Origin of the sequence: Streptococcus timonensis (assembly GCF_047463455.1) — a bacterium.
Taxonomy (GTDB): domain Bacteria; phylum Bacillota; class Bacilli; order Lactobacillales; family Streptococcaceae; genus Streptococcus; species Streptococcus timonensis_B.
In genome coordinates this window covers 266,387-291,602 of the sequence record NZ_JASHDV010000002.1, presented here as the reverse complement: position 1 = coordinate 291,602, position 25,216 = coordinate 266,387, and the positions used below count along the sequence as shown (strand labels likewise).

Genomic DNA, 25,216 nt, shown 5'->3' with positions numbered 1-25,216 from the left:
GATGCAAAGCTTAAGACATTCATACTGTATAAATCTATAACAGCTTATGTCAGTTCTGTTTAGAAATAATTATTCACTATCTTTTAATTTAGCTAATTCCTGAGCAAGTAACTTGAGGGCAACTTGTGGGTTGGCTTGGCCTTTGGTTGCTTTCATGAGGAATCCTGTGAAGGCTTTGTCAGCGTTTCGTTTTCCTGACTTGAAGTCGGCAACAGCAGCTTCGTTATCGGCAAAGACTTGATGGATGATTGGAATCAAAACATCTGGATCTGAAATTTGAACTAAACCAGCTTTTTCAACGTATTCACGAGCACCTCCACTATTTTTAGCTAGGTGGACAAAGACTTTCTTAGCAATCTTAGATGAAATCGTTCCATCTTCGATGATAGCAATCATTTCTACCAAGTTTTCTGGAGTCAATTTGATTTGTTCAAGCGTCTTACCTTCAGCATTCAAGAACTGGGCTACTTCACCTTGGAGCCAGTTAGAGACTTGCTTAGCATCACCACCTAGGGCAACAGCTTTCTCAAAGAAGTCAGAAGTGACTTTATTGGCAGTCAACTGGCTAGCATCGTAGTCTGATAAACCAAGGTCAGAAATATAGCGAGCACGGCGCTCTTTTGGAAATTCTGGCAACTCAGTGCGCATTTCCTCAATCCACTCGTCTGAAATTTCAAAGAGTGGTAGGTCTGGTTCTGGGAAGTAGCGGTAGTCTGCAGCACCTTCCTTAACACGCATGAGAATAGTTGCTTTATTAGCTTCATCATAACGGCGAGTTTCTTGGCGGATTTGACCACCAGAACGAAGGATTTCAGCCTGACGTTGCACTTCGTATTCTAGACCCTTACGAACATTTGAGAAGGAGTTGAGGTTCTTCAACTCAGTTTTGGTACCGAATTTTTCTTGACCATAAGGACGAAGGGAGATGTTGGCATCCACACGCATAGAGCCTTCCTCCATCTTAACGTCAGAAATACCAGCATATTGGATAACTTCTTTAAGGGCTGTTAGATAAGCGTAGGCTTCTTCTGGTGAACGCATGTCTGCTTCAGATACAATCTCAATCAATGGTACCCCTTGACGGTTGAGGTCAACATAAGAGTAGCCATCTGTACCGTGGGTGTTTTTACCTGCATCTTCTTCTAAGTGAGCACGTTCAATACCAATTTTCTTAGTCGTACCATCTTCTAGTTCCACTTCGATCCAGCCGTTGTAACCGATTGGCTCATCAAACTGAGAGATTTGGTAGGCTTTAGGATTATCAGGGTAGAAGTAGTTCTTGCGGTCAAAATGCATCTTCTTGTGGATGTCCATGTTGAGGGCAAGAGCTGCTTTGATACCAGCATCGACAACACCTTTATTGAGAACAGGTAGTACCCCAGGGAAAGACCAGTCAATCACGTTTGTATTGGCATTTTGGTCATTCCCAAAGTGGGCAGAAGTAGGTGAGAAGATTTTTGAATTGGTGTTGAGCTCTACGTGGACTTCAAGTCCAATGACTGTTTCAAAGTTCATTAGTTATCACCTCCAAAAATCACGGGTTGTTGTTTGTGGTAATCTGTTGTTGCTTCAAAGGCAGCAGCAGCTTGGTAGATTGTTTCTTCTGAATACTTAGGACCAATCAATTGGAGTCCTACTGGTAGACCTTGAACAAATCCAGCAGGAATAGAAATCCCTGGTAGACCAGCCAAGTTGACAGGAATTGTTAAAAGGTCAGCCAAGTACATAGCAACTGGATCATGGTTGAGTGAATCCAAGTCGTAGGCAACGCTAGGAGCAGTTGGTCCCAAAATCAAGTCATAATCCGCAAAGACTTTTTCGAAATCTTGGATAATGAGGGTGCGAACTTGTCCAGCCTTCTTGTAGTAAGCATCATAGTAACCTGATGAAAGACTGAAAGTACCAAGCATGATACGGCGTTTTACTTCTTCGCCGAAACCTTGGCTACGGCTGTTTACATAGATTTCATCAAGATTAGTTGCATCTTCTGCACGATAGCCATAACGGATTCCGTCAAAGCGTTGCAAGTTTGATGAAGCTTCTGAAGAAGCAATAATGTAGTATACTGCAACCCCGTATTTAGAGTGTGGAAGGCTAACTTCTTCAACGATAGCACCGAGTTTTTCAAAGTGCTTAGCAGCGTTGAGGATAGATTCCTTAACCTCTGGGTCAATCCCTTCACCAAGATATTCCTTAGGCAAAGCAATTTTCATGCCTTTGATGTCTTGACCGATTTTTGAAGTAAAGTCAGCAATGCGGACAGGGGCAGAAGTTGAGTCTTTAGTATCTTCGCTAGCAATAGCATTAAGCAAGAGGGCATTTTCCTTAACGGTTGGTGCAAAAGGCCCGATTTGGTCTAATGAGCTAGCAAATGCAATAAGACCAAAACGTGAAACTGTTCCATAGGTTGGCTTGAGACCAACAATCCCGTTGAAGGAGGCGGGTTGGCGGATAGAGCCACCAGTATCAGAACCAAGTGATAAACGGACTTGTCCAGAAGCTACTGCTGCAGCTGAACCACTTGATGATCCACCAGGAACCTTGCTGTGATCCCAAGCATTTTTAGTAGCACCGTAGTAAGAAGTCTCGCCTGATCCACCCATGGCAAACTCGTCCATGTTGGTTTTCCCGACGACAATCATGCCCTTAGCTTTTGCATTGGCAACAGCTGTTGCATCAAAGATAGGTTCGTAGTTATAGAGCATTTTTGAGGCTGCTGTTGTTAAGAGACCATCTGTAGAAATGTTATCCTTAACAGCTAGGGGAATCCCTGAAAGAACATTGTCAGCATCGATTCCAGCTTCATCAATGGCTTTAGCTTGTGCAAGAGCTTGATCTTCAGCGATAGTAACGAATGAATTAAGGGCTTCCTCACGAGATTTGATATCTTCAAGAGTTGCTTGAGTTAGTTCAGTTGCTGAAATTTCCTTAGAAACAAGGAGATTGTGCAACTCTTCAATGGTTTTATTGTTAAAAGTCATTAGGCATCTCCTCCATCATCTAGGATAGCTGGCACCTTGATATAGTAGTTATCTTTTTCAGGCACATTTTTAAATAAGCGGTCACGGTCTGTTCCTTCTTCAGCCACATCAGGTCGGAGGACAGTTTTACGGTCAGCCATAGTTGTAGTAGGTGCGACACCAGTTGTGTCGACTTCACTTAACAATTCGACCATATCAACAATTTTTGAGAGTGTTGTTGCAAATGCAGCAGTGTCTTCTTCTGAGAATTTTAATTTTGAAAGATTGGCAACGTGAGTTACCTCTTCTTGCGTAATTTTCATCGGATATCCTTTCGTGAAATGATGATTATTTATCTGTTCTATTTTACCATATTTTCCTATAAATAAGGCAAGAGAAGCTGAAAAGAAATAGAAATTGAAAAAAGGATTTTAATTCGATATAATGGTTGAAATCAGTAGAAAGAATAACAGTAGTTTCTAGTTGGTAAAAAGGATGTAGAATTAATCAAACTAGAACATGTTAAGGATGAAACATGACGCTTTGGGAGTTGCTTTTTACCAGTAAAAAAACAGTCCCTCCACACTTGGGAGCCTGGTACTTTTTATTACCTACGTCTTTAGTAGTTATAACCGTTTTATCGATTCGTTATACCTCTTCTAAGCGCTATCGAGATTTTTGGTATTGGGGACAATTGATCCAATTGCTGATTATCAACGCTTGGTATATTTCGGCGCGCCTGCCCCTGTCTGAGGCTCTCCCTTTTTACCATAGCCGCATGGCTATGTGGATTATTCTTTTTGCTCCAAATAAGACATTTTTTAAACAATATTTTGCCTTGTTGGGAGTCTTTGGTTCTATCATGGCTTTAGTTTATCCAGTTTTTTATCCTTTTCCCTTCCCCCATGTTTCCTCGGTGAACAATGTTTTCGGACACTGGGCCCTCTTGGCTAACTGCTTGATTTATCTTGTTAGATATTATCACGTTGAAAATAGGGATATTTGGAAGATTTGTCAGATGACCTTTGGTATCAATGCTATTATCTTTCTAGCTAATTTTTCAACAGGAGGGAATTATGGCTTTATGAGCAAGCCTCCTGTGATTGGGGATCATGGCGGTTTGCTTAACTATTTGATAGTGACCAGCTTGATGATAGGAGTTATCATCCTCATCAATCAACTTGTTAAATATAAACATACAATCAGGAAGACAAAAATCTGAAATTTGTTACCATAAGGAGATTTTATGAATCATTTTTTTACAACTGAATCGACTGCACCGCCTGCCATCTCTATCATCTGGTATGGGGTAATCATTTTGTTACTTGCCTTATCTATTTACGGTTCACTTGCTTATCACGAGAATTCAACATTTGTTAAACTCTTTAAAGGGATTCAAATAGTCCAGTTATTAGCTCTTTACACTTGGTATATTGGTTTTAGCATTCCGTTTTCAAACAGCCTACCTCTTTACCATTGTCGTTTGGCCATGTTTGCTGTTGTTTTTCTGCCAGATAAGTGGAAAATCAAGCAGTATTTTGCACTTTTGGGAGCTAGCGGGGCAGTATTTGCCTTGGGTTATCCAGTCTTTGATCCTTATGACTTTCCGCATATTACCAGCTTTTCATTCTTGATTGGACATTACGCTCTTTTGGTTAATTCTCTGGTTTATCTCATGAATCACTACGATAAGACCTTACTTAAAAAGTATCGAATTATCGCTTACACCTTTATTCTCAATCTATTTTTAGTAGGGGTCAACCAAGTAACGGGAGGGAATTATGGGCTTTTGAATGCGACACCTTTTATTCCTAACGCTCCTTTATGGATAAAGTATCTTATGGTTTCTATCATTCTATCTTCAGCTCTAGTACTCTTTGATATTTTGTTTAAGAAACGCTGGAAAAAGAAAATTGCTTTAGAAACAATTAAATTTTGAAGAGATTGTAACTAGCGATATAAAATAAATATTGAACAAAAGAATCTCAAAAGTAGGTCAACTATCTTGATCTGCTGTTTCTTTTATAAGCGATTGAAAAACTCTCTAAAATCCGATATAATGGAGTGTTGAAAGGAATCTTAGAGTCCAATGTAACAAAGAGTGATTAAAAGTCGAAATAATTAAAAAAGTAGAAAGAAAGAGAACTTATGACTATTCAAGAAGAAATTAAGAAACGCCGTACCTTTGCCATCATTTCTCACCCAGACGCGGGTAAGACTACTATTACTGAACAATTGCTCTACTTTGGGGGAGAAATTCGTGAGGCAGGTACCGTAAAAGGGAAGAAAACAGGGACTTTTGCCAAATCTGACTGGATGGACATTGAAAAACAACGTGGGATTTCGGTAACCTCATCTGTGATGCAGTTTGACTATGATGGTAAGCGCGTAAATATCCTAGACACTCCAGGGCACGAGGATTTCTCAGAAGATACCTATCGTACCTTGATGGCGGTGGATGCTGCGGTAATGGTAGTGGACTCTGCCAAGGGTATCGAGGCCCAAACCAAAAAATTATTTGAGGTTGTTAAACATCGTGGGATTCCAGTCTTTACCTTTATGAATAAGTTGGACCGAGATGGTCGTGAACCACTAGACCTTTTGCAAGAATTGGAAGAAGTCCTAGGTATTGCTAGCTACCCAATGAACTGGCCAATCGGGATGGGGAAAGCCTTTGAGGGGCTCTACGACCTCTATAACCAACGTTTGGAACTCTACAAAGGAGCTGAACGTTTTGCCAGCCTAGAAGATGGCGATAAACTCTTTGCTAGCAACCCATTCTACGAACAAGTGAAAGAGGATATCGAACTCTTGAATGAAGCAGGAAATGAATTCTCAGAAGAAGCCATTCTTGCAGGTGATTTGACACCAGTCTTCTTTGGCTCGGCCTTGACTAATTTTGGGGTGCAGACTTTCTTAGAAACCTTCCTCAAGTTTGCTCCAGAACCTCATGGGCACAAGAAAACAGACGGTGAACTTGTCGACCCTTATGATAAGGATTTCTCAGGTTTTGTCTTTAAAATCCAAGCCAACATGGACCCTCGTCACCGTGACCGTATCGCCTTTGTTCGAATCGTATCGGGTGAATTCGAGCGTGGTATGAGTGTTAATCTTCCTCGTACTGGTAAGAGTGCTAAACTATCAAATGTTACCCAGTTTATGGCAGAAAGTCGTGAGAATGTGACCAATGCCGTAGCAGGAGATATTATCGGGGTTTACGATACTGGTACTTATCAGGTGGGAGATACTTTGACAGTTGGCAAAAACAAATTTGAATTTGAACCACTGCCAACCTTTACCCCTGAAATCTTCATGAAGGTATCTGCTAAGAACGTCATGAAACAAAAATCCTTCCACAAGGGAATCGAGCAATTGGTACAAGAAGGAGCTATTCAGCTCTATACCAACTACCAAACAGGTGAATACATGTTAGGTGCCGTTGGTCAATTGCAGTTTGAAGTCTTCAAGCACCGGATGGAAAATGAGTACAATGCAGAAGTCGTTATGAGCCCAATGGGTAAAAAGACCGTTCGCTGGATTAAACCAGAGGATTTGGATGAGCGTATGTCTTCAAGTCGAAACATCTTGGCCAAAGACCGCTTTGACCAACCTGTCTTCCTTTTCGAAAATGACTTTGCCCTTCGCTGGTTTGCGGACAAGTATCCAGACGTGGAGTTGGAAGAAAAGATGTGATTCAGTAAGTCTACTTGATTGCAAAGCAATTTAAGTAGATTACGGCAAGTCCTATAAGACTTGCCTAACTGCCTCACTAACTTAGTTTTACAAATGGAATCCATTTGTAAAACTGAGTGTCGTAATCTAATAAACACTAAGCGCTAAGAGTGTTTACCTAAACGCTTCACTAAGTAAAACCCACGAATAGTATCGATTCGTGGGTTTTGCCGTCGTAACATAAAGGAAGCTAACTAGCTAACTGCCTTACTACCCCGTTTGGCAAAGATAATCGATTTGCCAAACTCCGTGTCGTAGTTCAGTAAATTTATGTAGTTGTGTAACAATCTAAGTAAATAACGCCAAGTTTCTATGGAACTTGGATAGGCGCTCCACTAGTAAAGTTTTACGTCGTAACAGATAGAAAACCCATGAATAGTAATATTCATGGGTTTTTAAGTAGTTGTTTTAAGTTTTTTCCTGTCCTAGTTTACATGCCGATATATCTCGATAATAATACTACTAGGGTAAGCAAAATAAAGCTGACACTGTTTAGGACCATATGAATGGCGATAGACATTTCTAAACGACGCGTTGTGTATGCGGTCCAAGTTAGGACAGCAGACATCCAACCGTAAATTATAAATGACGGGAAATTTGAAGGAACGTGAGCTAGGAGAAAGAGTAGCCACCCTAGTACATATCCCACTTTTTCATAGCCTTGGAAGAGCTTGGTTGGGATAATGCCACGACAGATAATCTCTTCACAAATCGGCGCAATTAAAACGACTAGAAAGAACATAGCAATAAGTGAGCTTTCAGAGAAGAGATTATTGAGAATTTGTTGGTTGGAAGTTGTTGTTTGATTAAGTAATTGTAACATGATGCCACCTATGAGATTTCCAACAAAGATAGCTAGGTAACTCAAGGCAATTCTAGGCAAATCGTTGATACTAAAGAGTTTTTTCTTAATCACTAAAAGCTCACTTTTATGAGCGCCATACAAAAAGATAGATAAAACAAGTATAGAAACAAGGCTAATAATGATTCCAGACCAGATGGAAGGAATCTCAGTTTGGGCTAGCAAACCTAGAAGTGCCATTGGGGTCTGTGAAAGAACGATGGCTACCAGTAAAATGCCAAACCATGCAAGTCGTTTGCGATAATCTTTAAAAAAATTCATTGAAGTTCCTCCTGAAAATTTATTTTATTATAACATATTTGCGGGAAGTATTCTATCTGATACCACAAAATGAATGTATAAAAATCCTCTCGAATTTGAGAGGATTTTAGTTTCATTCTTCTTATCGTTTAGACCAAGTTCTTCTCATGAAGAGCAGTAAGATAGGGTATATCTCAAGTCGCCCAGCAATCATAGCGAAAGAAAGCAAAATCTTTGAGAAAGGACTAAAGATTGAAAAACTTGCTGTTGTGCCAAGGATAGGGCCGATATTGTTAAAACAGCTAAATACCGCACTAGTGACAATCAACAGATTATTATTATCTAAGCTGATGATGAAAATCAAGCCGATTAGAATCATGACATAGATCACAAAATATTTGAGAACCTTGTGCTGGGTATCCTTGTCAATAACCGCTTGATTTACATGGAGAGTGAGGACACGGTGAGGTGATAAAGTTGATAACACCTGATTTTTAGCAATTTTTGCCATAATGAGTCCTCGAATAATCTTAAGACCACCAGCTGTTGAACCAGCAGAACCTCCAATAGCCATCAATAAGAGGAGGATAAATTGAGAGAAGAGTGGCCAATTAGTAGTATTTCCATAACCAAAACCAGTGGTAGTGATGATGTTTGAAACTTGAAAGAGAGCCATCTCAAAGCTATCTGCAAGGCTATGATAAAGATGGAGTGTGTTTAAAGTGATGAGACCGGTAGCAGTGATAACAATTAGGAAATATGCGCGTAGCTCTTCATCGAAAAAGAATTCCTTTACTCGACGTAGCATGAGATAGTAGTAGAGGTTGAAATTGACCCCAAATACTAAGACCCCAAAACTTGTGAGATAGGTAATTAAAGAACTTTGATAGTGAGCAATACCATCATTATAAACAGTGAAACCACCAGTACCAGCAGTCCCCATAGCAATAACGACGCTGTCATAGAGTGGCATTCCTGCCATGTAATAAAGAATGATAAAGAGGACAAAGAGAGCTAGATAAAGTACATATAAAATTTGTGCGGTGTTCTTAAGTTTTGAGACTACTTTTCCAAAAATAGGTCCAGGAACCTCAGCTTTCATGACCTCCATATGACTGTTCTGAGCGTTATCCATAATTGCTAAGGCAAAGACAAGTACCCCCATTCCTCCAATGAGGTGGGTAAAGCTTCTCCAGAATAATAGAGAGCGACTTAGGACAGACACATCGTTTAAAATTGTTGCTCCCGTTGTTGTAAATCCAGAGCTGATTTCAAAGAATGCGTCGATCAGGTTCGGAATTTGACCTGAAAATACAAAAGGTAAAGCACCAAAGAAGGACCAGAGAATCCAGCAGAGGGAAACGATTAAGACTCCCTCTTTTGCGTATATGTGTTTCTCTTTTGGTTTAATGATAAACCCTGCTCCACCCAGTACTGTTAGAATACCAATAGTAGAAAAAAGGGCGATAAAGACCTGGTCTGATTCTTGGTAGTATAGAGCAATAGCCACTGGAACTAGCAGCAAAACTGCTTCAATTAAGAGGAGTTTTGCGAGAAGAAAGCGAATCATACTTCTATTCATGGCTTACCTCTCTAACAGATCGTAGATCTTAGTGATGTTTGATAGTAAGGTAATGACAACCAATTTATCTCCCACTTCAAGAGTGTCTTCTCCCGTTGGGAAGATGGTTTTTCCATTTCGGATAATAGCAGCAATCAAGATATCTTTCTTAAATTTGAGATTTGATAAAGGCTTGCCTGTCATTTTATTTTCTTCTTTGATAAGAAGTTGTATAGTTTCTACCTGACCGTTAGCGAGGTGGTGGATAGCTTGAAGGTCAGAATATTGGGCATTGGCTCGCCCGTGGATAAAGTGCATGATTGTATCAACAGCAATCGTCTTCGGCGTGATGATACTTGAAAAATCTGGGGTATTAATAATTTCTAAAAGACTAGTTCTATTAACTTTAGTGATGTTTTTTTGAACTCCAATACTATCTAAGAACATTGAGGTAATGATATTCTCCTCATCGACCCCAGTTAGAGTAGCGACAGCATCATAGTGTTGAGCGCTTTCTTCTAAGAGAACATCCTTGGTAGTTCCGTCTCCTTGAACGATGTATAGTTTAGGGAAATTTTCACTAAAAAAGGCTGCTCTTTCAGGATTGACTTCGATAACTTTTGTTTCGATACGACTGTCTTTCAAGATTTTCAAGAGATAGTAAGCAATTTTTCCAGCACCTACGATTAGTAAGCTTTTAACAACTCTAGATTTGATGTAGTTATGGAAGAGCATCATGTCAATCCGATCCCCTGTAACAAAGATTCGATCCTTATCTTCGAGAATCATGTTACCACTAGGGATCATGAGTTTGTGATCACGTTCAATAGCACAAATAATGACATTGCCAAATTTTTTACGTAAATCAGCCATAGACATTTGGCAGATATTACTATCTTTTCGGACAATAAATTCCATTAGACTGACCAAGCCGCCAGCAAATCGTTCGACTGAAAGAGCATTAGGGAAGTCTATGATATTGGCAATAGCACGAGCTGCCAGTAATTCAGGATTAACAATCAAGGAGAATCCAAGAATATTCTTTTCTTTAAAATAAGGATTGGAATATTCAGGATTACGTACACGGACAATTGTTTCTTTTGCCCCCATTTTTTTAGCAAGAACAGCTGCAACCATATTGACTTCGTCGTACTGGGTCATGGCAATAAAAATATCACAATCTTGGACATTAGCCGCTTCTAGAATAGCAAAGTCAGCTCCGTTTCCTGCAAGTCCAATAATATCAAAACGTCTTGTCATGTAATTAAGGACTGTTTCATTTTGCTCAATTAAGACGACATCATGATCGTCTGCTACTAAAGAGCTACAGAGGGCAGAACCAACTTTTCCCCCTCCGACAAGGATAATTTTCATAGTTATTTAACCTACTTTTTCAATATGTTTCTATCATACTCTTTTTTATAAAAAAATGCACTTAAGAACCGCTATTTTTATCTATTCCGAGACATTTCCTAATCTTAAAAGTCAAATCATAAAAATCTTTATTTCCTATAAATTTTCATTGTTTTTCAAGATATGGTATTCTGAGATATAACGATTTTAATAATTGTTAGAGTGTTTACTGACTATGCAAATATGTTTGTGAAAAAAGTGAAAAATTCAAGACGTTTCTATTGACAATCAATCTGAAAGTGATATACTAAGAAAGTAGTTTCGCTGATTTACTTCAAACCTGTTGTGAGGTAAGTTAACGATGCCTTAACCACGCTGTTTGCTGAGCTTGACTCCGGGCAGTGTGGCTATTTTTTTGCAATGATAAAAGGAAGCAAATTATGACAAACCACATTGTATTATTTGAACCACAGATTCCACAAAATACAGGAAATATTGCGCGTACCTGTGCAGCAACAAATAGTCCTCTTCATATTATCAAGCCCATGGGTTTTCCTATCGATGATCGCAAAATGAAGCGTGCGGGTCTGGATTATTGGGATAAGCTTGAAATCTATTTTTATGATAGTTTGTCTGATTTTGTAAAGAAAATCGATGGGCAGCTTTACTTGATTTCCAAGTTTGCAGAAAAGGTTTATTCGGACGCTGATTTTACAACGGAAGGGGATCATTATTTCCTTTTTGGGAGGGAAGATAAAGGCTTGCCCGAGGAATTCATGCGAGAACATCCAGAAAAGGCACTTCGAATACCAATGAACGACGAACATGTTCGTAGTCTCAATGTTTCCAACACTGTCTGCATGATTGTCTACGAAGCTTTGCGTCAACAGAATTTTGCCGGTTTGGATTTGGTTCATACCTATGAGACTGACAAATTGAAATAATCATGAAAGCGAATACTTAACGCTTGCACTTGCAAGCATTTTTTGTTATGATAAAAGGGTCTTCAGGGCTGGGTGAGATTCCCGACCGGCGGTGACTTTTAGTCGGAAATGTTCTTTTCCTTTTATACTTTGTTGCCAAGCTTTGCCTAACCAAAAGTTATGCCTATAGCTTGTCGCCTAGTCTAAAAGAAAAATCTCCATTTCCATACTCTAAAAGAAGTCCGCGAGCGCAAGCTGATGTGGTGAGATTCCACAACCGACAGTATAGTCTGGATGGGAGAAGACGAAAGAATAATTTTATCTATTCTACTTAAGTGTATAGAAAGTTCTTTTGGTGTTCTTTGATACTAATAGATTATTTTTGATATAGTTGAGTGGTTAGATAGGGTGGGACTTTCCAACTTCTTCTGATTTTATAGAAAATTGGAGGAACCTGTTATGACAAACACACGTCGACTTTCGACCATTGCAATTTTATCAGCACTTTCATTTGTGTTGATGTACTTTGACTTTCCACTCTTGCCTGCGGCGTCCTTTTTAAGAGTTGAGTTCAGCATATTACCAGTTTTAGTAGGTTTGATTGTGCTTGATTTACCCGCAGCTTTTGTGATAATTTTACTTCGTTCCTTGCTTAAGTTGATTTTAAATAATCAAGGAGTCAGCACCTATATCGGTTTGCCGATGAATATTGTGGCTTTAGGAGTTTTTGTTCTTGCATTTGGTTTGATATGGAAAAAAGATCGAACACCAATTCGTTTCGCTTTAGCTTCCCTAGCTGGTACGATTGGTTTGACCTTGGCTATGCTAGTTCTTAACTATGTGTATGCAGTTCCCTTATATTCTAAATTTGCTAATTTTGATATTGAGAAAATTCTAGGACTAAGCAACTATCTGTTGACAATGGTTTTACCTTTTAACTTAATTGAAGGTGTTATCTTTGCACTAGCATTTTGGTTGATTTATGTCTTCTTAAAGGTAACTTTAAAACGTTATGAAAGATAAACAAACATATTTAACAAAGGGCTCTTTTGCCCTTTTACTATTTGTAATTCTGGGTTATGTCGTTAAGTTTTATCCAGAGCAACTGGTAACATTGGACTCCTCGGTTCAAACAGCTATTCGAGGTGATTTACCCGAGACCTTAACTTTGATTTTTCGTGGAATTACACGTCTGATTGATTTACCTATTGTCATTAGTTGGGCTATTATTTTGATTGCTATCTTTTACCTGAAAAAGTGGAAAACTGAGAGCCTATTGGTAGCTGGAAATCTTGGTCTGGCCGGTATTTTAATTGTGTCCTTAAAACACCTGTATCAACGTCCACGACCAGATATTTTACATTTAGTGGAGGAAAAGGGTTTTTCTTTCCCAAGTGGGCATTCACTGGCGGTGACTTTACTCATCGGTTCCTTGATCATTATCCTAGGTCAGAGAGTGAAAAACACTACTACAAAGCTAGCTTTGCAAGGACTATTAGGACTTTACCTAGTTAGTGTTCTTGTCTCTAGAGTTTATCTTGGTGTCCATTATCCATCAGATGTTCTGGCAAGCCTGAGTCTAGGTCTAGGAATCTTGTTTATTGAGTTTCCTTTTTACGACAAGCTGCGCTTTCAGTGGAGATTTACAGGTAAGCAGAAGTAGGTATCAAATTCTCTTGAGGAGAAAGAAATGGAAGTCAACATAAAGGATCTTCATCCGAGTCAACTTTACTTATCAGAGAAGAAGTTGCAAGATATTCAGATGCTTTATCAGTCGGTAGAAAAGCCAAGTATTAATCCAATCAGTGTTCTTGCATTTGGAAATCGTTTGCTAATTACAGACGGGCATCACAGAGCTTATCAGGCATTGTTGCTAGGTCAGGATACGATTTCTGCTGAGTTTGATAAAGATGGTGGTGATGAAATCTATCATCTTTATGCGCAAGCTTGTGAGGAAAGAAAGATTTACTCTATTTTAGATCTAAAAAATCGTATCTTACCTCAAGATGAGTATGAAGCAAAATGGTATAACTGGTGTGATGGTTTTAATCAAGCAGCGGAGCTAGTATTAGGAGTAGAAAATGATGACAAAAATCATTCAGATAGATGATTCCTTACGTCTAGTTCCCTATTTTTTAGCAGATCATCATGATGCAGCTTTGGGCTGGTATCAAGATGTGGATTTGGTAGAACTTGTAGACGGCATTAGAATACCCTATAGTTTGGAAAAATTAAATACCATGTATTCCTATTTAGAAAGTAACGGGAATTTGTTCTGGATTGAGTTTCGAGAAAAGGGGGAGTGGTTTCCAATTGGTGATGTCACCTTATCTCAGGAGAATCTTCCTATTGTGATTGGCAATCCAACTTATCAGCATCAAGGACTTGGACGCAAAGTTTTGAAGGCTTTGATTGATCTAGCTCGTCAAAGGGGATGGACAGAATTGAAAGTTCAAGAAATCTACACTTTTAATCCTATCTCTAGAAGATGTTTTGAATCTCTTGGATTTGTGGAAAGTAGAAGGACTGAAAGTGGGGTTGGCTTTCTCTTAAAACTGGACACTAACTAGGCTAAATTATTTTTAAAAATCGCTCAAAAATAGAGCGGTTTTTAAATTCATAGTTTGCAACACTTTTAAAATCGAAATGATAGGCAAATTCAGTTATAAAATTTCTCTAAAAATAGAATTTTTCTCTTGCATTTGGGATAGATTAGTGTATAATAGTAGGGTATGTGTAAAACATACTTGTGGGAGGTAAAAATCTTATCATTACCGCCAAAACCACAAAGGAGGATTTAAAAATGGCTAAAAAAGTCGAAAAACTTGTAAAATTGCAAATCCCTGCTGGTAAAGCTACACCAGCTCCACCGGTTGGACCTGCTCTTGGTCAAGCTGGTATCAACATCATGGGATTCACAAAAGAGTTCAACGCTCGTACAGCTGATCAAGCTGGTATGATCATTCCAGTTGTTATCTCAGTATACGAAGATAAATCATTTACTTTCATCACTAAGACACCACCAGCTGCTGTTCTTTTGAAAAAAGCTGCAGGTGTTGAAAAAGGATCAGGTACACCTAACAAAACAAAAGTTGCTTCAGTTACTCGTGCGCAAGTACAAGAAATTGCAGAAACTAAGATGCCAGATTTGAACGCTGCAAACCTTGAGTCTGCAATGCGTATGATCGAAGGTACTGCTCGTTCTATGGGATTCAACGTTGTTGACTAATCAATAACATCCCAAGATAACCCGCAAGACTTCATCATTTCGAGAAGTGACGTGGGAGATGAAAATCGATTGAACCACTTACAAGGAGAATAGAAAATGGCTAAAAAAAGCAAACAACTTCGTGCTGCTCTTGAGAAAATCGACAGCACAAAAGCATACAGCGTAGAAGAAGCTGTAGCTCTTGCAAAAGAAACTAACTTTGCAAAATTCGATGCAACTGTAGAAGTTGCTTACAACTTGAACATTGACGTAAAAAAAGCTGACCAACAAATCCGTGGAGCAATGGTATTGCCAAACGGTACTGGTAAAACAGCTCGCGTTCTTGTATTTGCACGTGGTGCAAAAGCTGAAGAAGCAAAAGCTGCTGGTGCAGACTTCGTTGGTGAAGACGACCTTGTTGCTAAAATCAACGACGGTTGGTTGGACTTCGACGTAGTTATCGCTACACCTGACATGATGGCTCTTGTTGGACGTCTTGGACGTGTCCTTGGACCACGTAACTTGATGCCAAACCCTAAAACTGGTACTGTAACAATGGACGTTGCTAAAGCAGTTGAAGAGTCTAAAGGTGGTAAAATCACTTACCGTGCAGACCGTGCAGGTATCGTACAAGCTATCATCGGTAAAGTTTCATTTGAAGCTGACAAGTTGGTTGAAAACTTCAAAGCATTCAACGAAACAATCCAAAAAGCTAAACCAGCTACTGCTAAAGGAACTTACGTAACAAGCTTGACAATCACAACTACTCAAGGTGTTGGTATCAAGGTTGACGTTAACTCACTTTAATAAGTATAAAATTTAAAACAAAAAGGTTGAAGGTAGATTTACCTCAACCTTTTTTGTCGTCATAATATAAAATTTTACTAATTTAATTTGATATTGAAAATCGTCTATATAGAAAATTCAGAAAATTGTTTCTTTTCTATTGAAAATTTTTGAAAAAATGGTATCATAGAAACAAGTCATTTTAAGAGAAGAGAAAGGGGAAGAATGGAGAAAATCACTTTAGAAACTCCTAAGACAGGATCGGATTTAGTTTTAGAAACACTTCGTGACTTAGGCGTTGATACAATTTTTGGTTATCCAGGCGGGGCAGTTTTACCTCTATATGATGCCATATATAATTTTAAAGGTATTCGTCATATTCTTGGCCGTCATGAACAAGGCTGTCTTCATGAAGCTGAAGGATATGCTAAATCAACAGGGAAGCTTGGTGTTGCGGTCGTCACAAGTGGACCAGGAGCAACTAATGCAATTACAGGTATTGCAGATGCTATGAGTGATAGCGTTCCACTCTTAGTTTTTACAGGTCAGGTAGCGCGTCCTGGTATTGGTAAGGATGCCTTCCAAGAAGCAGATATCGTTGGTATTACTATGCCAATCACCAAATATAACTATCAAGTACGTGAAACTGCAGATATTCCAAGAATTGTTGCGGAGGCTATTCATATTGCAACTACAGGTCGTCCAGGACCAGTTGTTATTGACCTTCCAAAAGATGTCTCAGCTTTGGAGACAGATTTTATCTATTCGCCTGAAGTCGTTCTTCCTAGTTACCAACCAACTCTTGAACCGAATGAGATGCAGATTAAAAAAATATTGAAGCACTTATCAAGAGCTAAAAAACCAGTTCTACTTGCTGGTGGTGGTATTAGTTATGCTGAAGCTTCTAAAGAATTAAATGAATTTGCAGAACGCTATCAAATTCCTGTTGTAACAACACTTTTGGGACAAGGAACTATTGCTACCAGTCACCCGCTGTTCTTAGGTATGGGTGGAATGCATGGTTCATTTGCAGCCAATATTGCAATGACCGAGGCTGATTTCATGATCAGTATTGGATGCCGTTTTGATGACCGTCTGACTGGTAATCCAAAAACTTTTGCAAAAAATGCTAAGGTTGCCCATATTGATATCGATGCAGCAGAGATTGGTAAGATAATTAGTGCGGATATACCAGTGGTTGGAGATGCAAAGAAAGCTTTAGAAATGCTCCTTGCAGAGCCTATTGTTCACAATGACACAACAAAATGGATTGATAAGGTAACCAAGGATAAAAACCGTGTTCGTTCTTATGATAAAAAAGAACGTGTCGTTCAACCGCAAGCAGTTATTGAACGAGTTGGGGAATTGACCAAAGGTGATGCCATCGTAGTTACAGACGTTGGGCAACACCAAATGTGGACAGCTCAGTATTATCCCTATCAAAATGAGCGTCAACTTGTAACTTCAGGTGGTTTAGGAACCATGGGATTTGGAGTACCAGCAGCTATTGGAGCAAAGATTGCAAATCCAGATAAGGAAGTAGTACTCTTTGTGGGAGATGGTGGTTTCCAGATGACCAACCAAGAGTTAGCTATTTTAAATATCTATAAAGTACCAATTAAAGTTATTATGCTTAATAACCACTCATTAGGTATGGTTCGTCAGTGGCAAGAATCTTTCTATGAAGGAAGAACTTCGGAGTCTGTATTTGATACACTTCCTGATTTCCAATTAATGGCTCAAGCATACGGTATAAAAAACTATAAGTTTGATAATCCAGAAACTCTTGAAAAGGATTTAGAGGTTATTCTAGAAGATGTACCGATGTTTATAGAGGTAGATATTTCCCGCAAGGAACACGTTCTTCCAATGGTTCCTGCTGGTAAGAGTAATCATGAGATGTTGGGGGTGAAGTTTAATGCGTAGAATGTTAACAGCTAGACTCCAAAACCGCTCAGGAGTACTCAACCGTTTCACAGGCGTGCTTTCGCGCCGTCAGGTAAATATTGAGAGTATTTCAGTCGGTGCGACTGAGGATCCAAATGTTTCAAGAATTACGATTATTATTGATGTAGCTTCTCATGATGAAGTGGAGCAAATCATTAAACAACTCAATCGTCAAATTGATGTGATTCGTGTTCGCGACATTACAGACCATCCTCATTTAGAGCGTGAAGTGATCTTAGTAAAGGTTTCGGCACCAGCAGAAAAACGGGCAGAGATTTTGGCAATTATTCAACCTTTCCGTGCGACAGTAGTTGATGTGGCGCCAAGCTCTATTACCATTCAAATGACTGGTAATGCTGAAAAGAGTGAAGCCTTGTTGCGAGTGATTCGACCATATGGAATTAGAAATATTGCTCGGACGGGTGCAACTGGATTTACTCGTGATTAACAATAAAGTCCTAAGTGACAATTAGAAAATATAGAAAAGAGAGAAAACAATGGCAGTACAAATGGAATATGAAAAAGATGTAAAAGTAGCAGCACTAGATGGCAAGAAAATCGCAGTTATTGGGTATGGCTCACAAGGTCATGCTCACGCTCAAAACTTGCGTGATACAGGTCACGATGTGATTATCGGTGTACGTCCAGGTAAGTCATTTGATAAGGCAAAAGAAGATGGATTTGACACATACACAGTAGCAGAGGCAACTAAATTGGCTGATGTCATCATGATCTTGGCTCCAGATGAAATTCAAGCAGACCTTTACGCAGAAGAAGTAGCTCCAAACTTGGAAGCTGGTAATGCACTTGGTTTTGCTCATGGATTCAACATCCACTTTGAATTCATCAAAGCTCCAGAAAGTGTTGACGTATTCATGTGTGCTCCTAAAGGGCCAGGTCACTTGGTACGTCGTACCTTCGAAGAAGGATTTGGTGTTCCAGCGCTTTATGCAGTATACCAAGACGCAACAGGAAATGCTAAAGATATCGCTATGGATTGGGCTAAGGGTGTTGGTTCAGCGCGCGTTGGGCTTCTTGAAACAAGCTTCAAAGAAGAAACTGAAGAAGATTTGTTTGGTGAACAAGCAGTTCTTTGTGGTGGTTTGACTGCCTTGATGGAAGCAGGATTTGAAGTCTTGACTGAAGCTGGTTACGCCCCTGAATTGGCTTACTTCGAAGTTCTTCACGAAATGAAACTCATCGTTGATTTAATCTACGAAGGTGGATTCAAGAAAATGCGTCAATCTATCTCAAACACTGCTGAGTATGGTGACTACGTTTCAGGTCCACGTGTGATCACTGACCAAGTCAAAGAAAATATGAAGGCTGTTCTTGCTGATATCCAAAATGGTAAATTTGCAAATGATTTCGTGAACGACTATAAAGCTGGTCGTCCAAAATTGACTGCCTACCGTGAACAAGCAGCTGACCTTGAGATTGAAAAAGTCGGTGTTGAATTGCGTAAAGCAATGCCATTCGTTGGAAAAAATGACGATGATGCCTTTAAAATCTATAACTAATATGTAAAGAAGAAGGCGAGTTGGGGGGACCGAGCTCGCTTTCACATTTTAGATCCTTTCAAGAAAGAGAAAATATGATAAGTGCAAAAGATGTGGTGAAAGCCCATAAAGTTTTGAATGGTGTGGTGGTTGAAACTCCACTAGAATATGATCATTATCTGTCGGAAAAATATGGTGCTAAAATTTATCTAAAAAAAGAAAATGCTCAACGAGTGCGTTCTTTTAAGATCCGTGGGGCCTACTATGCTATTTCTCAACTCAGTAAAGATGAGCGAGAGCGTGGAGTGGTCTGTGCATCAGCGGGAAATCATGCCCAAGGTGTTGCTTACACTTGTAAAGAAATGAAAATCCCAGCAACCATTTTTATGCCAATTACAACTCCACAACAAAAGATTGGACAGGTTCGATTCTTTGGGGGAGACTTCGTGACCATTAAATTGGTAGGAGATACCTTTGATGCTTCAGCTAAAGCAGCGCAGGAATTTACAATAGCAGAAAATCGTACCTTTATTGATCCTTTCGATGATGCTAATGTCCAAGCTGGTCAAGGTACTGTTGCCTATGAAATCTTAGAAGTTGCACACAAGGAATCTATTGTTTTCGATACTGTCCTAGTACCTGTTGGTGGAGGAGGATTAATTGCTGGAGTTTCTACCTATATAAAGGAAACAAATCCAGAGATAGATGTCATCGGTGTTGAAGCAAATGGCGCTCGTTCTATGAAAGCTGCTTTTGAAGCTGGTGGCCCTGTTAAGCTAAAAGATATTGATAAATTTGCTGATGGGATTGCAGTCCAAAAAGTTGGGGAATTGACCTATGAAGTGACACGTAAACATGTTGAAACCCTTATTGGTGTTGATGAAGGATTGATTTCTGAGACCTTAATTGACCTTTACTCTAAACAAGGAATTGTAGCAGAGCCGGCAGGAGCTACTAGCATTGCTGCCTTGGAAGTTTTATCCGACTACATCAAGGGTAAGACCATTTGTTGTATTATTTCGGGTGGGAATAATGATATCAACCGGATGCCCGAGATGGAAGAGCGTGCTTTGATTTACGATGGAATTAAACACTACTTTGTCGTCAATTTCCCACAACGTCCAGGAGCTCTTAGAGAATTTGTTAATGATATCTTAGGTCCTAACGATGATATTACTCGTTTTGAATATATCAAGAGAGCTAGCAAGGGTACAGGGCCGGTTTTAATCGGTATTGCCTTGTCAGATAAGCATGATTATGCCAGCTTGATTCGTCGTATGGAAAAATTTGATCCAGCTTATATTAATTTAAATGGTAATGAGACCCTATATAATATGCTTGTCTAATATACTATTAAATTTTTATCATAATATTTGCCTAACCTATTTACGAGTGCTATAATGTAAGTGAAGAAAGGGGGAGATTCCCATGGTTTTACAAGTAATACTTGTTCTAATTATTCTAATGCTGATTGTAGGAGCTATTTTGGTAAGCTCTGTTTATGTCGTTCGTCAACAGTCTGTTGCCATTATCGAGCGATTTGGTAAATATCAGAAGTTAAGTAATAGTGGTATTCACCTACGAGCTCCATTTGGCATTGACAAAATTGCTGCTCGTGTGCAGCTTCGCCTTTTACAGAGTGAGATCGTGGTTGAAACAAAGACCCAAGATAACGTTTTTGTGACCATGAATGTCGCAACTCAATACCGTGTAAATGAACTAAATGTTACAGATGCTTACTATAAATTAATGAGACCTGAAGCTCAGATTAAATCATATATTGAAGATGCATTACGCTCATCTGTTCCAAAGTTAACTTTGGATGAATTGTTTGAGAAAAAAGATGAAATTGCATTAGAAGTTCAAAAACAAGTAGCTGAAGAAATGTCAACGTATGGGTATATTATCGTTAAGACGCTCATTACCAAAGTAGAGCCGGATGCAGAAGTTAAGCAGTCTATGAACGAAATTAACGCTGCTCAACGTAAGAGAGTAGCAGCCCAAGAATTGGCTGAAGCAGATAAAATTAAGATTGTTACAGCGGCTGAAGCAGAGGCAGAAAAAGATCGCCTACATGGTGTAGGAATTGCAGAACAGCGTAAAGCAATTGTTGATGGACTTGCTGATTCTATTATTGAGCTAAAAGGAGCAAACGTAGAATTAACAGAAGAACAAATCATGTCAATCCTATTAACCAACCAGTACTTAGACACATTGAATAATTTCGCCGACAAACAAGGCAATAATACAATATTCTTGCCAGCAAATCCTAATGGAGTTGAAGATATAAGAACCCATATATTATCAGCTTTAAAAGCGAAATAATTAGGATTTTAACCTTTTATTTTATTGATGAAGGCCTTTTCATTGACAAACACTATTAAAACGTTTACAATAAAAAATTGTAAAGAATAAAATAGGAGAAGAAATATGGCTAAATCTAACTTCGAAAAAGTAGAATCAGTTGTCAGCTGGGTTCGTGATAAGAAAATTACAGGGTATCGTATCTCTAAGGAAACGAATGCGCGTGAGATGTCTATCATTGCTTTAGCTCAAGGACGTGCGAAAGTGAAAAATATTTCCTTTGAAACTGCCCTTGGATTAATTGATTTCTATGATAAAAACCATGAAAAATTTGAAGATTAGTCTTTGGATACAGGCGGATTCATAAAAAGAGTCTGCCTTTTCATTTCTATGGATAATAAAAAAAGCTGCTTCCTTGCAGCTTTTTCTTATCCAAGATAGCGTTGTAGAAACTCTCTTGTTCGCTCTTCTTTAGGATTCGTAAAGAGATCTTCAGGCTTTCCTTCTTCAGCAATAACACCCTTATCCATAAAGATGACACGATTTGAAACGTCGCGTGCGAACTCCATTTCGTGAGTTACAACGATCATGGTCAAGCCTTCTTGAGCTAAATCTTGCATGATTTTAAGAACTTCTCCAACCATTTCAGGGTCAAGAGCAGATGTCGGTTCATCAAAAAGGATGGCATCAGGATTCATAGAAAGTGCACGAGCAATAGCTACGCGTTGCTTTTGACCACCAGAAAGTTGTTTAGGTTTAGCTTGCCAGTAGCGCTCTCCCATACCAACTTTTTCAAGATTTTCTTTGGCGATCCTTTCAGCATCTGCGTGTTCACGTTTAAGAACAGTTGTTTGGGCAACGATTGTATTTTCTAGCACGTTTAGATTTTCAAAGAGGTTAAAGGATTGGAAAACCATACCTAGTTTTTCTCGATAATGAGTAAGGTTATAGCCTTTTTCAAGTACATTTTCACCGTGATAGAGGATTTCTCCCTCAGTCGGGGTTTCAAGTAAGTTAATCGAACGTAGGAATGTTGATTTTCCACTACCCGAACTTCCGATGATAGAAATAACCTCACCTTTGTGAATAGTAAGGGAAATATCTTTTAGGACCTCGTTTTGTCCATAGGACTTTTTAAGGTGTTTGATTTCAAGGATTGGCTGCTTCATTATTTCAAATCCTCCGTTTGCATTTGGTTAGCACCTGTAGTATAGGTATCCATATCCATGCGACGTTCGATAAAGCGCAAGATACGAGTTACTGTGAAGGTGAGGACAAAGTAAATTACTGCAATGATTGTAAATGTCTGGAAGTATTGGTATGTTTGAGTTGCTACTGTGTTTCCTGAGAAGTAAAGTTCCACAACAGAGATAACATTCAGTACGGAAGTATCCTTGATGTTAATAACAAACTCATTACCAGTTGCAGGTAAAATATTTCGAACGACTTGAGGTAGAACTACCTTGCGCATGGTTTGATTGTGGGTCATACCAAGAGCTGTCGCAGCTTCAAATTGTCCCTTATCAACTGCCAGGATACCACCACGAACGATTTCTGTCATGTAGGCACCAGTGTTGATAGATACGATAAAGATAGCAGCAAGGGTACGATCCAAGTTAATTCCGAATGCTTGGGCTGTTCCATAGTAAATAACCATAGATTGAACGATCATTGGAGTACCACGGAAAATTTCAATGTAGACGTTTAGCAACCAGCCAAGTACTTTCTGGAAGAATGCTACAGATTTTGTTTCTGATAGTGGGGCAGTACGGAACACACCAATACCAAGTCCGATGATTAGACCGACAATAGTACCGATGATTGAAATTAAGAGAGTGATGCCGGCTCCTCGTAAGAGTTGTTGCCAGTTCTCAGATAGAATTTTTGCAACTTGAGCAAAGAAACTGCTGCTGTTTTCTTCAGTAGTTGTAGCTTGAACAGGTTGCTCCTTAATCATTCGATCCATTAGTGCAACTTGTTCATCCTTAGAAATGGTTTCGATGCTAGCATTGATTTGGCCAATACGTTCGTCATCTTTGCGAAGACCGATTGCGATAGCTGTGTCTTCTTCTCCAGTTTCAAAACCTTTTTCTAACTGAACCATTTTGAACTTAGAGTTCGCAGCTTCTGCAGTTAAAGCTTCAGGACGTTCAGAAACGTAGGCATCGATGACACCAGCCTCAAGTGCTTGACGCATTTGAGCGAAATCTCCCATGGCCGTTTCTTTCTTAGCACCTGGAATTTGTGAAATTAAATCATAAAGATAAACGCCCTGTTGAGAAGTGATTTTAGCACCTTCAAAATCAGCTAAACTTGTAGCATTAGCGTAGCTTGAGTCTTTCTTCACCAAGAGAACAGGTTCACTTGTGTAGTAACTACTTGAGAAAGCAATTTCTTGTTTACGTTCAGCGGTTGGACTCATACCCGCGATAATCATATCGATTTTTCCAGAAGTTAGGGCTGGGACAAGACCTTCCCATTTTGTTTTCACAACCAGTGGTTCTTTCCCTAAATCTTTGGCTATTTTTTTAGCAATTTGCACGTCGTAACCATTAGCATATTGGTTAGTTCCGTCAATCTTGACAGCTCCATTGCTGTCATCGTCTTGTGTCCAGTTGAAGGGAGCGTATGCAGCTTCCATTCCGATCCGTAAATACTCATCTGCTTGGACAACATTTGTCAGACCTAGCATGAGAGCAAGACCTGCAATAATTGATAAGACTAGTTTCTTCATTTTTTCTCCTATTATTGTCTAAAAGTGACTCCCTCTATTGTATCTAAAAATGGCGAGATTTTCAATACAAGCAAGCCTTGATATATAAAATGATAGAATGTAAACAAATTGAGAGGGATTTAACAATGAAGAAGTTGGGATCCCGCAGAAGAGTTCTCTGGAGGTAGCGGTAGTGTAGAGCCTACTAAAAAACCTAACACAGAACTCAAAATTATGCTATAATAGAGAGCAGAAAAAAGGAGTAATCTATGTATTTTTTTGAAATTTTAAAATCAATCTTTTTTGGTATTGTTGAAGGAATTACGGAATGGTTGCCGATTTCAAGTACTGGTCACTTGATTTTAGCGGAAGAATTCGTCAAATATAAAGACCAAACTGAAGCTTTTAAGTCTTTGTTTAACGTAGTCATTCAACTTGGTGCCATCTTTGCAGTTGTGGTTATCTACTTTAATAAACTTAATCCTTTCAAACCAGGTAAAGAAAAAGCCGAAGTTCGTAGAACTTGGCAGTTATGGTCCAAAGTTTTTGTGGCGACTCTTCCTCTTCTCTTAGTCTTTAAGTTTGATGATTGGTTTGATACCTATTTCCATAACAAGGTTTCAGTAGCCATTATGTTGATTGTTTATGGGATAGCCTTTATCTTTCTTGAAAAACGTAACAAAGTGCAAGCAATTGAGCCAACAGTTACTGATTTAGATAAATTACCTTATAAAACAGCCCTCTATATTGGATTTTTCCAAGTTTTGTCCCTTTTACCAGGAACTAGTCGTTCTGGTGCCACAATCATTGGTGGTTTGTTAAATGGAACTAGTCGTTCAGTGGTAACTGAGTTTACTTTCTATTTGGGTATTCCAGTGATGTTTGGAGCCAGTGCTTTGAAGATTTTTAAATTCATCAAGGCAGGAGAAGTATTGAGCTTTGGTCAATTTTTCTTACTCCTAGTTGCTATGGCTGTGGCCTTTGTGGTTAGTATGGTAGCTATTCGTTTCTTGACAAGTTACGTCAAAAAGCATGATTTCACTATGTTTGGGAAATACCGTATCTTCCTAGGTAGTGTTTTATTACTTTATAGTTTTGTACGTCTATTTATATAAGAAGAAAACCTTG

The 25,216-nt window shown here is 39.0% G+C and carries 25 protein-coding genes and 1 riboswitch; of the genes, 17 read left to right on the top strand and 8 right to left on the bottom strand.

Translation table 11 applies throughout. The features are described from left to right. Window positions 1–69: 69 nt before the first annotated feature. Genes gatB through gatC form a run of 3 tightly spaced genes read right to left on the bottom strand, consistent with a single transcriptional unit; the run spans window position 70 to window position 3,283 of the window. Window positions 70–1,515, bottom strand: a complete 1,446-nt coding sequence (gene gatB / locus QM847_RS04600) for an Asp-tRNA(Asn)/Glu-tRNA(Gln) amidotransferase subunit GatB (RefSeq protein ID WP_414354151.1) — start codon at window positions 1,513–1,515, stop codon at window positions 70–72. After that, window positions 1,515–2,981: an Asp-tRNA(Asn)/Glu-tRNA(Gln) amidotransferase subunit GatA gene (gene gatA / locus QM847_RS04595; protein WP_414354149.1), complete on the bottom strand. Its 1,467-nt coding sequence runs from the start codon at window positions 2,979–2,981 to the stop codon at window positions 1,515–1,517. Before gatA ends, gatB begins: the two co-directional genes overlap by 1 nt. Next, window positions 2,981–3,283: an Asp-tRNA(Asn)/Glu-tRNA(Gln) amidotransferase subunit GatC gene (gene gatC, locus QM847_RS04590; protein WP_225750684.1), complete on the bottom strand. Its 303-nt coding sequence runs from the start codon at window positions 3,281–3,283 to the stop codon at window positions 2,981–2,983. The genes gatA and gatC overlap by 1 nt, the downstream gene beginning before the upstream one ends. 212 nt (window positions 3,284–3,495) lie before the next feature. Here gatC and QM847_RS04585 point away from each other — a divergent pair, with 212 nt between their 5' ends. The 3 genes from QM847_RS04585 (at window position 3,496) to QM847_RS04575 (ending at window position 6,653) form a co-directional block, all read left to right on the top strand. Then, a complete protein-coding gene (locus QM847_RS04585) occupies window positions 3,496–4,182 on the top strand; it encodes a TIGR02206 family membrane protein (RefSeq protein WP_414354147.1) in 687 nt (228 codons plus the stop codon). Window positions 4,183–4,206: 24 nt separating this feature from the next. Next, entirely contained in the window at window positions 4,207–4,899 is a 693-nt protein-coding gene (locus QM847_RS04580) for a TIGR02206 family membrane protein (RefSeq protein ID WP_269797212.1), read from the top strand. 209 nt (window positions 4,900–5,108) lie between these two features. Next, window positions 5,109–6,653: a peptide chain release factor 3 gene (locus QM847_RS04575; protein ID WP_414354145.1), complete on the top strand. Its 1,545-nt coding sequence runs from the start codon at window positions 5,109–5,111 to the stop codon at window positions 6,651–6,653. A gap of 469 nt (window positions 6,654–7,122) precedes the next feature. On the opposite strand, the gene QM847_RS04570 is transcribed toward QM847_RS04575, so the two are convergent. The 3 genes from QM847_RS04570 to trkA all read right to left on the bottom strand — a co-directional run bounded on the left by QM847_RS04570 (window position 7,123) and on the right by trkA (window position 10,729). Further along, a complete protein-coding gene (locus QM847_RS04570; protein ID WP_414354143.1) occupies window positions 7,123–7,815 on the bottom strand; it encodes a lysostaphin resistance A-like protein in 693 nt (230 codons plus the stop codon). A 121-nt stretch (window positions 7,816–7,936) separates the two neighbouring features. Further along, the gene (locus tag QM847_RS04565) at window positions 7,937–9,376 is read right to left on the bottom strand and encodes a TrkH family potassium uptake protein (protein ID WP_414354141.1); all 1,440 of its coding nucleotides are present in this window, start codon (window positions 9,374–9,376) and stop codon (window positions 7,937–7,939) included. Window positions 9,377–9,379: 3 nt separating this feature from the next. Further along, on the bottom strand, window positions 9,380–10,729 hold the full coding sequence (gene trkA / locus QM847_RS04560; RefSeq protein ID WP_414354140.1) for a Trk system potassium transporter TrkA: 1,350 nt from the start codon (window positions 10,727–10,729) through the stop codon (window positions 9,380–9,382). A gap of 419 nt (window positions 10,730–11,148) precedes the next feature. On the opposite strand from trkA, the gene QM847_RS04555 reads away from it, so the two are divergent. The 13 genes from QM847_RS04555 to QM847_RS04495 all read left to right on the top strand — a co-directional run bounded on the left by QM847_RS04555 (window position 11,149) and on the right by QM847_RS04495 (window position 21,717). Continuing rightward, window positions 11,149–11,652 (top strand): tRNA (cytidine(34)-2'-O)-methyltransferase, encoded by a 504-nt coding sequence (locus QM847_RS04555; protein ID WP_414354138.1) that lies wholly within the window; start codon window positions 11,149–11,151, stop codon window positions 11,650–11,652. A gap of 54 nt (window positions 11,653–11,706) precedes the next feature. After that, window positions 11,707–11,941: riboswitch (FMN riboswitch) on the top strand. Window positions 11,942–12,090: 149 nt separating this feature from the next. Beyond that, window positions 12,091–12,654: an ECF transporter S component gene (locus tag QM847_RS04550; protein WP_006150358.1), complete on the top strand. Its 564-nt coding sequence runs from the start codon at window positions 12,091–12,093 to the stop codon at window positions 12,652–12,654. Beyond that, window positions 12,644–13,294, top strand: coding sequence for a phosphatase PAP2 family protein (locus QM847_RS04545; protein WP_006150305.1), 651 nt, complete (start codon window positions 12,644–12,646; stop codon window positions 13,292–13,294). Before QM847_RS04550 ends, QM847_RS04545 begins: the two co-directional genes overlap by 11 nt. Window positions 13,295–13,321: 27 nt before the next feature. Further along, window positions 13,322–13,741 (top strand): ParB N-terminal domain-containing protein, encoded by a 420-nt coding sequence (locus tag QM847_RS04540; protein ID WP_269797206.1) that lies wholly within the window; start codon window positions 13,322–13,324, stop codon window positions 13,739–13,741. Continuing rightward, entirely contained in the window at window positions 13,716–14,201 is a 486-nt protein-coding gene (locus QM847_RS04535) for a GNAT family N-acetyltransferase (RefSeq protein ID WP_414354360.1), read from the top strand. The genes QM847_RS04540 and QM847_RS04535 overlap by 26 nt, the downstream gene beginning before the upstream one ends. A 233-nt stretch (window positions 14,202–14,434) precedes the next feature. Continuing rightward, window positions 14,435–14,860, top strand: a complete 426-nt coding sequence (gene rplK, locus QM847_RS04530) for a 50S ribosomal protein L11 (protein WP_001085804.1) — start codon at window positions 14,435–14,437, stop codon at window positions 14,858–14,860. A gap of 96 nt (window positions 14,861–14,956) precedes the next feature. Continuing rightward, window positions 14,957–15,646 (top strand): 50S ribosomal protein L1, encoded by a 690-nt coding sequence (gene rplA / locus QM847_RS04525; RefSeq protein WP_001085672.1) that lies wholly within the window; start codon window positions 14,957–14,959, stop codon window positions 15,644–15,646. Window positions 15,647–15,850: 204 nt separating this feature from the next. Next, on the top strand, window positions 15,851–17,551 hold the full coding sequence (locus QM847_RS04520) for an acetolactate synthase large subunit (RefSeq protein WP_414354136.1): 1,701 nt from the start codon (window positions 15,851–15,853) through the stop codon (window positions 17,549–17,551). Beyond that, entirely contained in the window at window positions 17,544–18,020 is a 477-nt protein-coding gene (ilvN, locus tag QM847_RS04515; protein WP_075566463.1) for an acetolactate synthase small subunit, read from the top strand. Before QM847_RS04520 ends, ilvN begins: the two co-directional genes overlap by 8 nt. 49 nt (window positions 18,021–18,069) lie before the next feature. Continuing rightward, entirely contained in the window at window positions 18,070–19,092 is a 1,023-nt protein-coding gene (ilvC, locus tag QM847_RS04510; RefSeq protein WP_075566465.1) for a ketol-acid reductoisomerase, read from the top strand. A gap of 74 nt (window positions 19,093–19,166) precedes the next feature. Continuing rightward, window positions 19,167–20,417: a threonine ammonia-lyase IlvA gene (gene ilvA, locus QM847_RS04505; RefSeq protein ID WP_269797204.1), complete on the top strand. Its 1,251-nt coding sequence runs from the start codon at window positions 19,167–19,169 to the stop codon at window positions 20,415–20,417. A gap of 82 nt (window positions 20,418–20,499) precedes the next feature. Continuing rightward, on the top strand, window positions 20,500–21,396 hold the full coding sequence (locus QM847_RS04500) for an SPFH domain-containing protein (protein ID WP_269797203.1): 897 nt from the start codon (window positions 20,500–20,502) through the stop codon (window positions 21,394–21,396). Between the two features lie 105 nt (window positions 21,397–21,501). Beyond that, window positions 21,502–21,717 (top strand): hypothetical protein, encoded by a 216-nt coding sequence (locus QM847_RS04495; protein WP_002893653.1) that lies wholly within the window; start codon window positions 21,502–21,504, stop codon window positions 21,715–21,717. Between the two features lie 86 nt (window positions 21,718–21,803). Here the strand turns inward: QM847_RS04495 and QM847_RS04490 are convergent, their stop codons facing one another. Together QM847_RS04490 and QM847_RS04485 are read right to left on the bottom strand one after the other, a co-directional pair. Then, window positions 21,804–22,544 (bottom strand): amino acid ABC transporter ATP-binding protein, encoded by a 741-nt coding sequence (locus tag QM847_RS04490; RefSeq protein WP_414354134.1) that lies wholly within the window; start codon window positions 22,542–22,544, stop codon window positions 21,804–21,806. Further along, window positions 22,544–24,109 carry an ABC transporter substrate-binding protein/permease gene (locus tag QM847_RS04485; RefSeq protein ID WP_414354132.1) on the bottom strand — a complete coding sequence of 522 codons (1,566 nt, stop codon included), beginning with the start codon at window positions 24,107–24,109 and terminating at the stop codon, window positions 22,544–22,546. Before QM847_RS04485 ends, QM847_RS04490 begins: the two co-directional genes overlap by 1 nt. Window positions 24,110–24,357: 248 nt before the next feature. Between QM847_RS04485 and QM847_RS04480 the strand changes: the two genes are divergently transcribed. Beyond that, the gene (locus QM847_RS04480; RefSeq protein ID WP_269797201.1) at window positions 24,358–25,203 is read left to right on the top strand and encodes an undecaprenyl-diphosphate phosphatase; all 846 of its coding nucleotides are present in this window, start codon (window positions 24,358–24,360) and stop codon (window positions 25,201–25,203) included. Window positions 25,204–25,216: the final 13 nt, after the last annotated feature.

Excerpts from the sequence above, each read along its gene's own strand:
- QM847_RS04480 (WP_269797201.1), top strand. The coding sequence starts at position 24,358 with ATGTATTTTTTTGAAATTTTAAAATCAATCTTTTTTGGTATTGTTGAA.
- QM847_RS04585 (WP_414354147.1), top strand. The coding sequence starts at position 3,496 with ATGACGCTTTGGGAGTTGCTTTTTACCAGTAAAAAAACAGTCCCTCCA.
- QM847_RS04495 (WP_002893653.1), top strand. The coding sequence starts at position 21,502 with ATGGCTAAATCTAACTTCGAAAAAGTAGAATCAGTTGTCAGCTGGGTT.
- QM847_RS04485 (WP_414354132.1), bottom strand. The coding sequence starts at position 24,109 with ATGAAGAAACTAGTCTTATCAATTATTGCAGGTCTTGCTCTCATGCTA.
- rplK (WP_001085804.1), top strand. The coding sequence starts at position 14,435 with ATGGCTAAAAAAGTCGAAAAACTTGTAAAATTGCAAATCCCTGCTGGT.
- ilvA (WP_269797204.1), top strand. The coding sequence starts at position 19,167 with ATGATAAGTGCAAAAGATGTGGTGAAAGCCCATAAAGTTTTGAATGGT.
- rplA (WP_001085672.1), top strand. The coding sequence starts at position 14,957 with ATGGCTAAAAAAAGCAAACAACTTCGTGCTGCTCTTGAGAAAATCGAC.
- QM847_RS04520 (WP_414354136.1), top strand. The coding sequence starts at position 15,851 with ATGGAGAAAATCACTTTAGAAACTCCTAAGACAGGATCGGATTTAGTT.
- QM847_RS04550 (WP_006150358.1), top strand. The coding sequence starts at position 12,091 with ATGACAAACACACGTCGACTTTCGACCATTGCAATTTTATCAGCACTT.
- QM847_RS04545 (WP_006150305.1), top strand. The coding sequence starts at position 12,644 with ATGAAAGATAAACAAACATATTTAACAAAGGGCTCTTTTGCCCTTTTA.
- QM847_RS04540 (WP_269797206.1), top strand. The coding sequence starts at position 13,322 with ATGGAAGTCAACATAAAGGATCTTCATCCGAGTCAACTTTACTTATCA.
- QM847_RS04555 (WP_414354138.1), top strand. The coding sequence starts at position 11,149 with ATGACAAACCACATTGTATTATTTGAACCACAGATTCCACAAAATACA.
- QM847_RS04565 (WP_414354141.1), bottom strand. The coding sequence starts at position 9,376 with ATGAATAGAAGTATGATTCGCTTTCTTCTCGCAAAACTCCTCTTAATT.
- gatB (WP_414354151.1), bottom strand. The coding sequence starts at position 1,515 with ATGAACTTTGAAACAGTCATTGGACTTGAAGTCCACGTAGAGCTCAAC.
- trkA (WP_414354140.1), bottom strand. The coding sequence starts at position 10,729 with ATGAAAATTATCCTTGTCGGAGGGGGAAAAGTTGGTTCTGCCCTCTGT.
- ilvC (WP_075566465.1), top strand. The coding sequence starts at position 18,070 with ATGGCAGTACAAATGGAATATGAAAAAGATGTAAAAGTAGCAGCACTA.
- QM847_RS04580 (WP_269797212.1), top strand. The coding sequence starts at position 4,207 with ATGAATCATTTTTTTACAACTGAATCGACTGCACCGCCTGCCATCTCT.
- gatC (WP_225750684.1), bottom strand. The coding sequence starts at position 3,283 with ATGAAAATTACGCAAGAAGAGGTAACTCACGTTGCCAATCTTTCAAAA.
- QM847_RS04500 (WP_269797203.1), top strand. The coding sequence starts at position 20,500 with ATGGTTTTACAAGTAATACTTGTTCTAATTATTCTAATGCTGATTGTA.
- ilvN (WP_075566463.1), top strand. The coding sequence starts at position 17,544 with ATGCGTAGAATGTTAACAGCTAGACTCCAAAACCGCTCAGGAGTACTC.
- QM847_RS04535 (WP_414354360.1), top strand. The coding sequence starts at position 13,716 with ATGACAAAAATCATTCAGATAGATGATTCCTTACGTCTAGTTCCCTAT.
- gatA (WP_414354149.1), bottom strand. The coding sequence starts at position 2,981 with ATGACTTTTAACAATAAAACCATTGAAGAGTTGCACAATCTCCTTGTT.
- QM847_RS04570 (WP_414354143.1), bottom strand. The coding sequence starts at position 7,815 with ATGAATTTTTTTAAAGATTATCGCAAACGACTTGCATGGTTTGGCATT.
- QM847_RS04490 (WP_414354134.1), bottom strand. The coding sequence starts at position 22,544 with ATGAAGCAGCCAATCCTTGAAATCAAACACCTTAAAAAGTCCTATGGA.
- QM847_RS04575 (WP_414354145.1), top strand. The coding sequence starts at position 5,109 with ATGACTATTCAAGAAGAAATTAAGAAACGCCGTACCTTTGCCATCATT.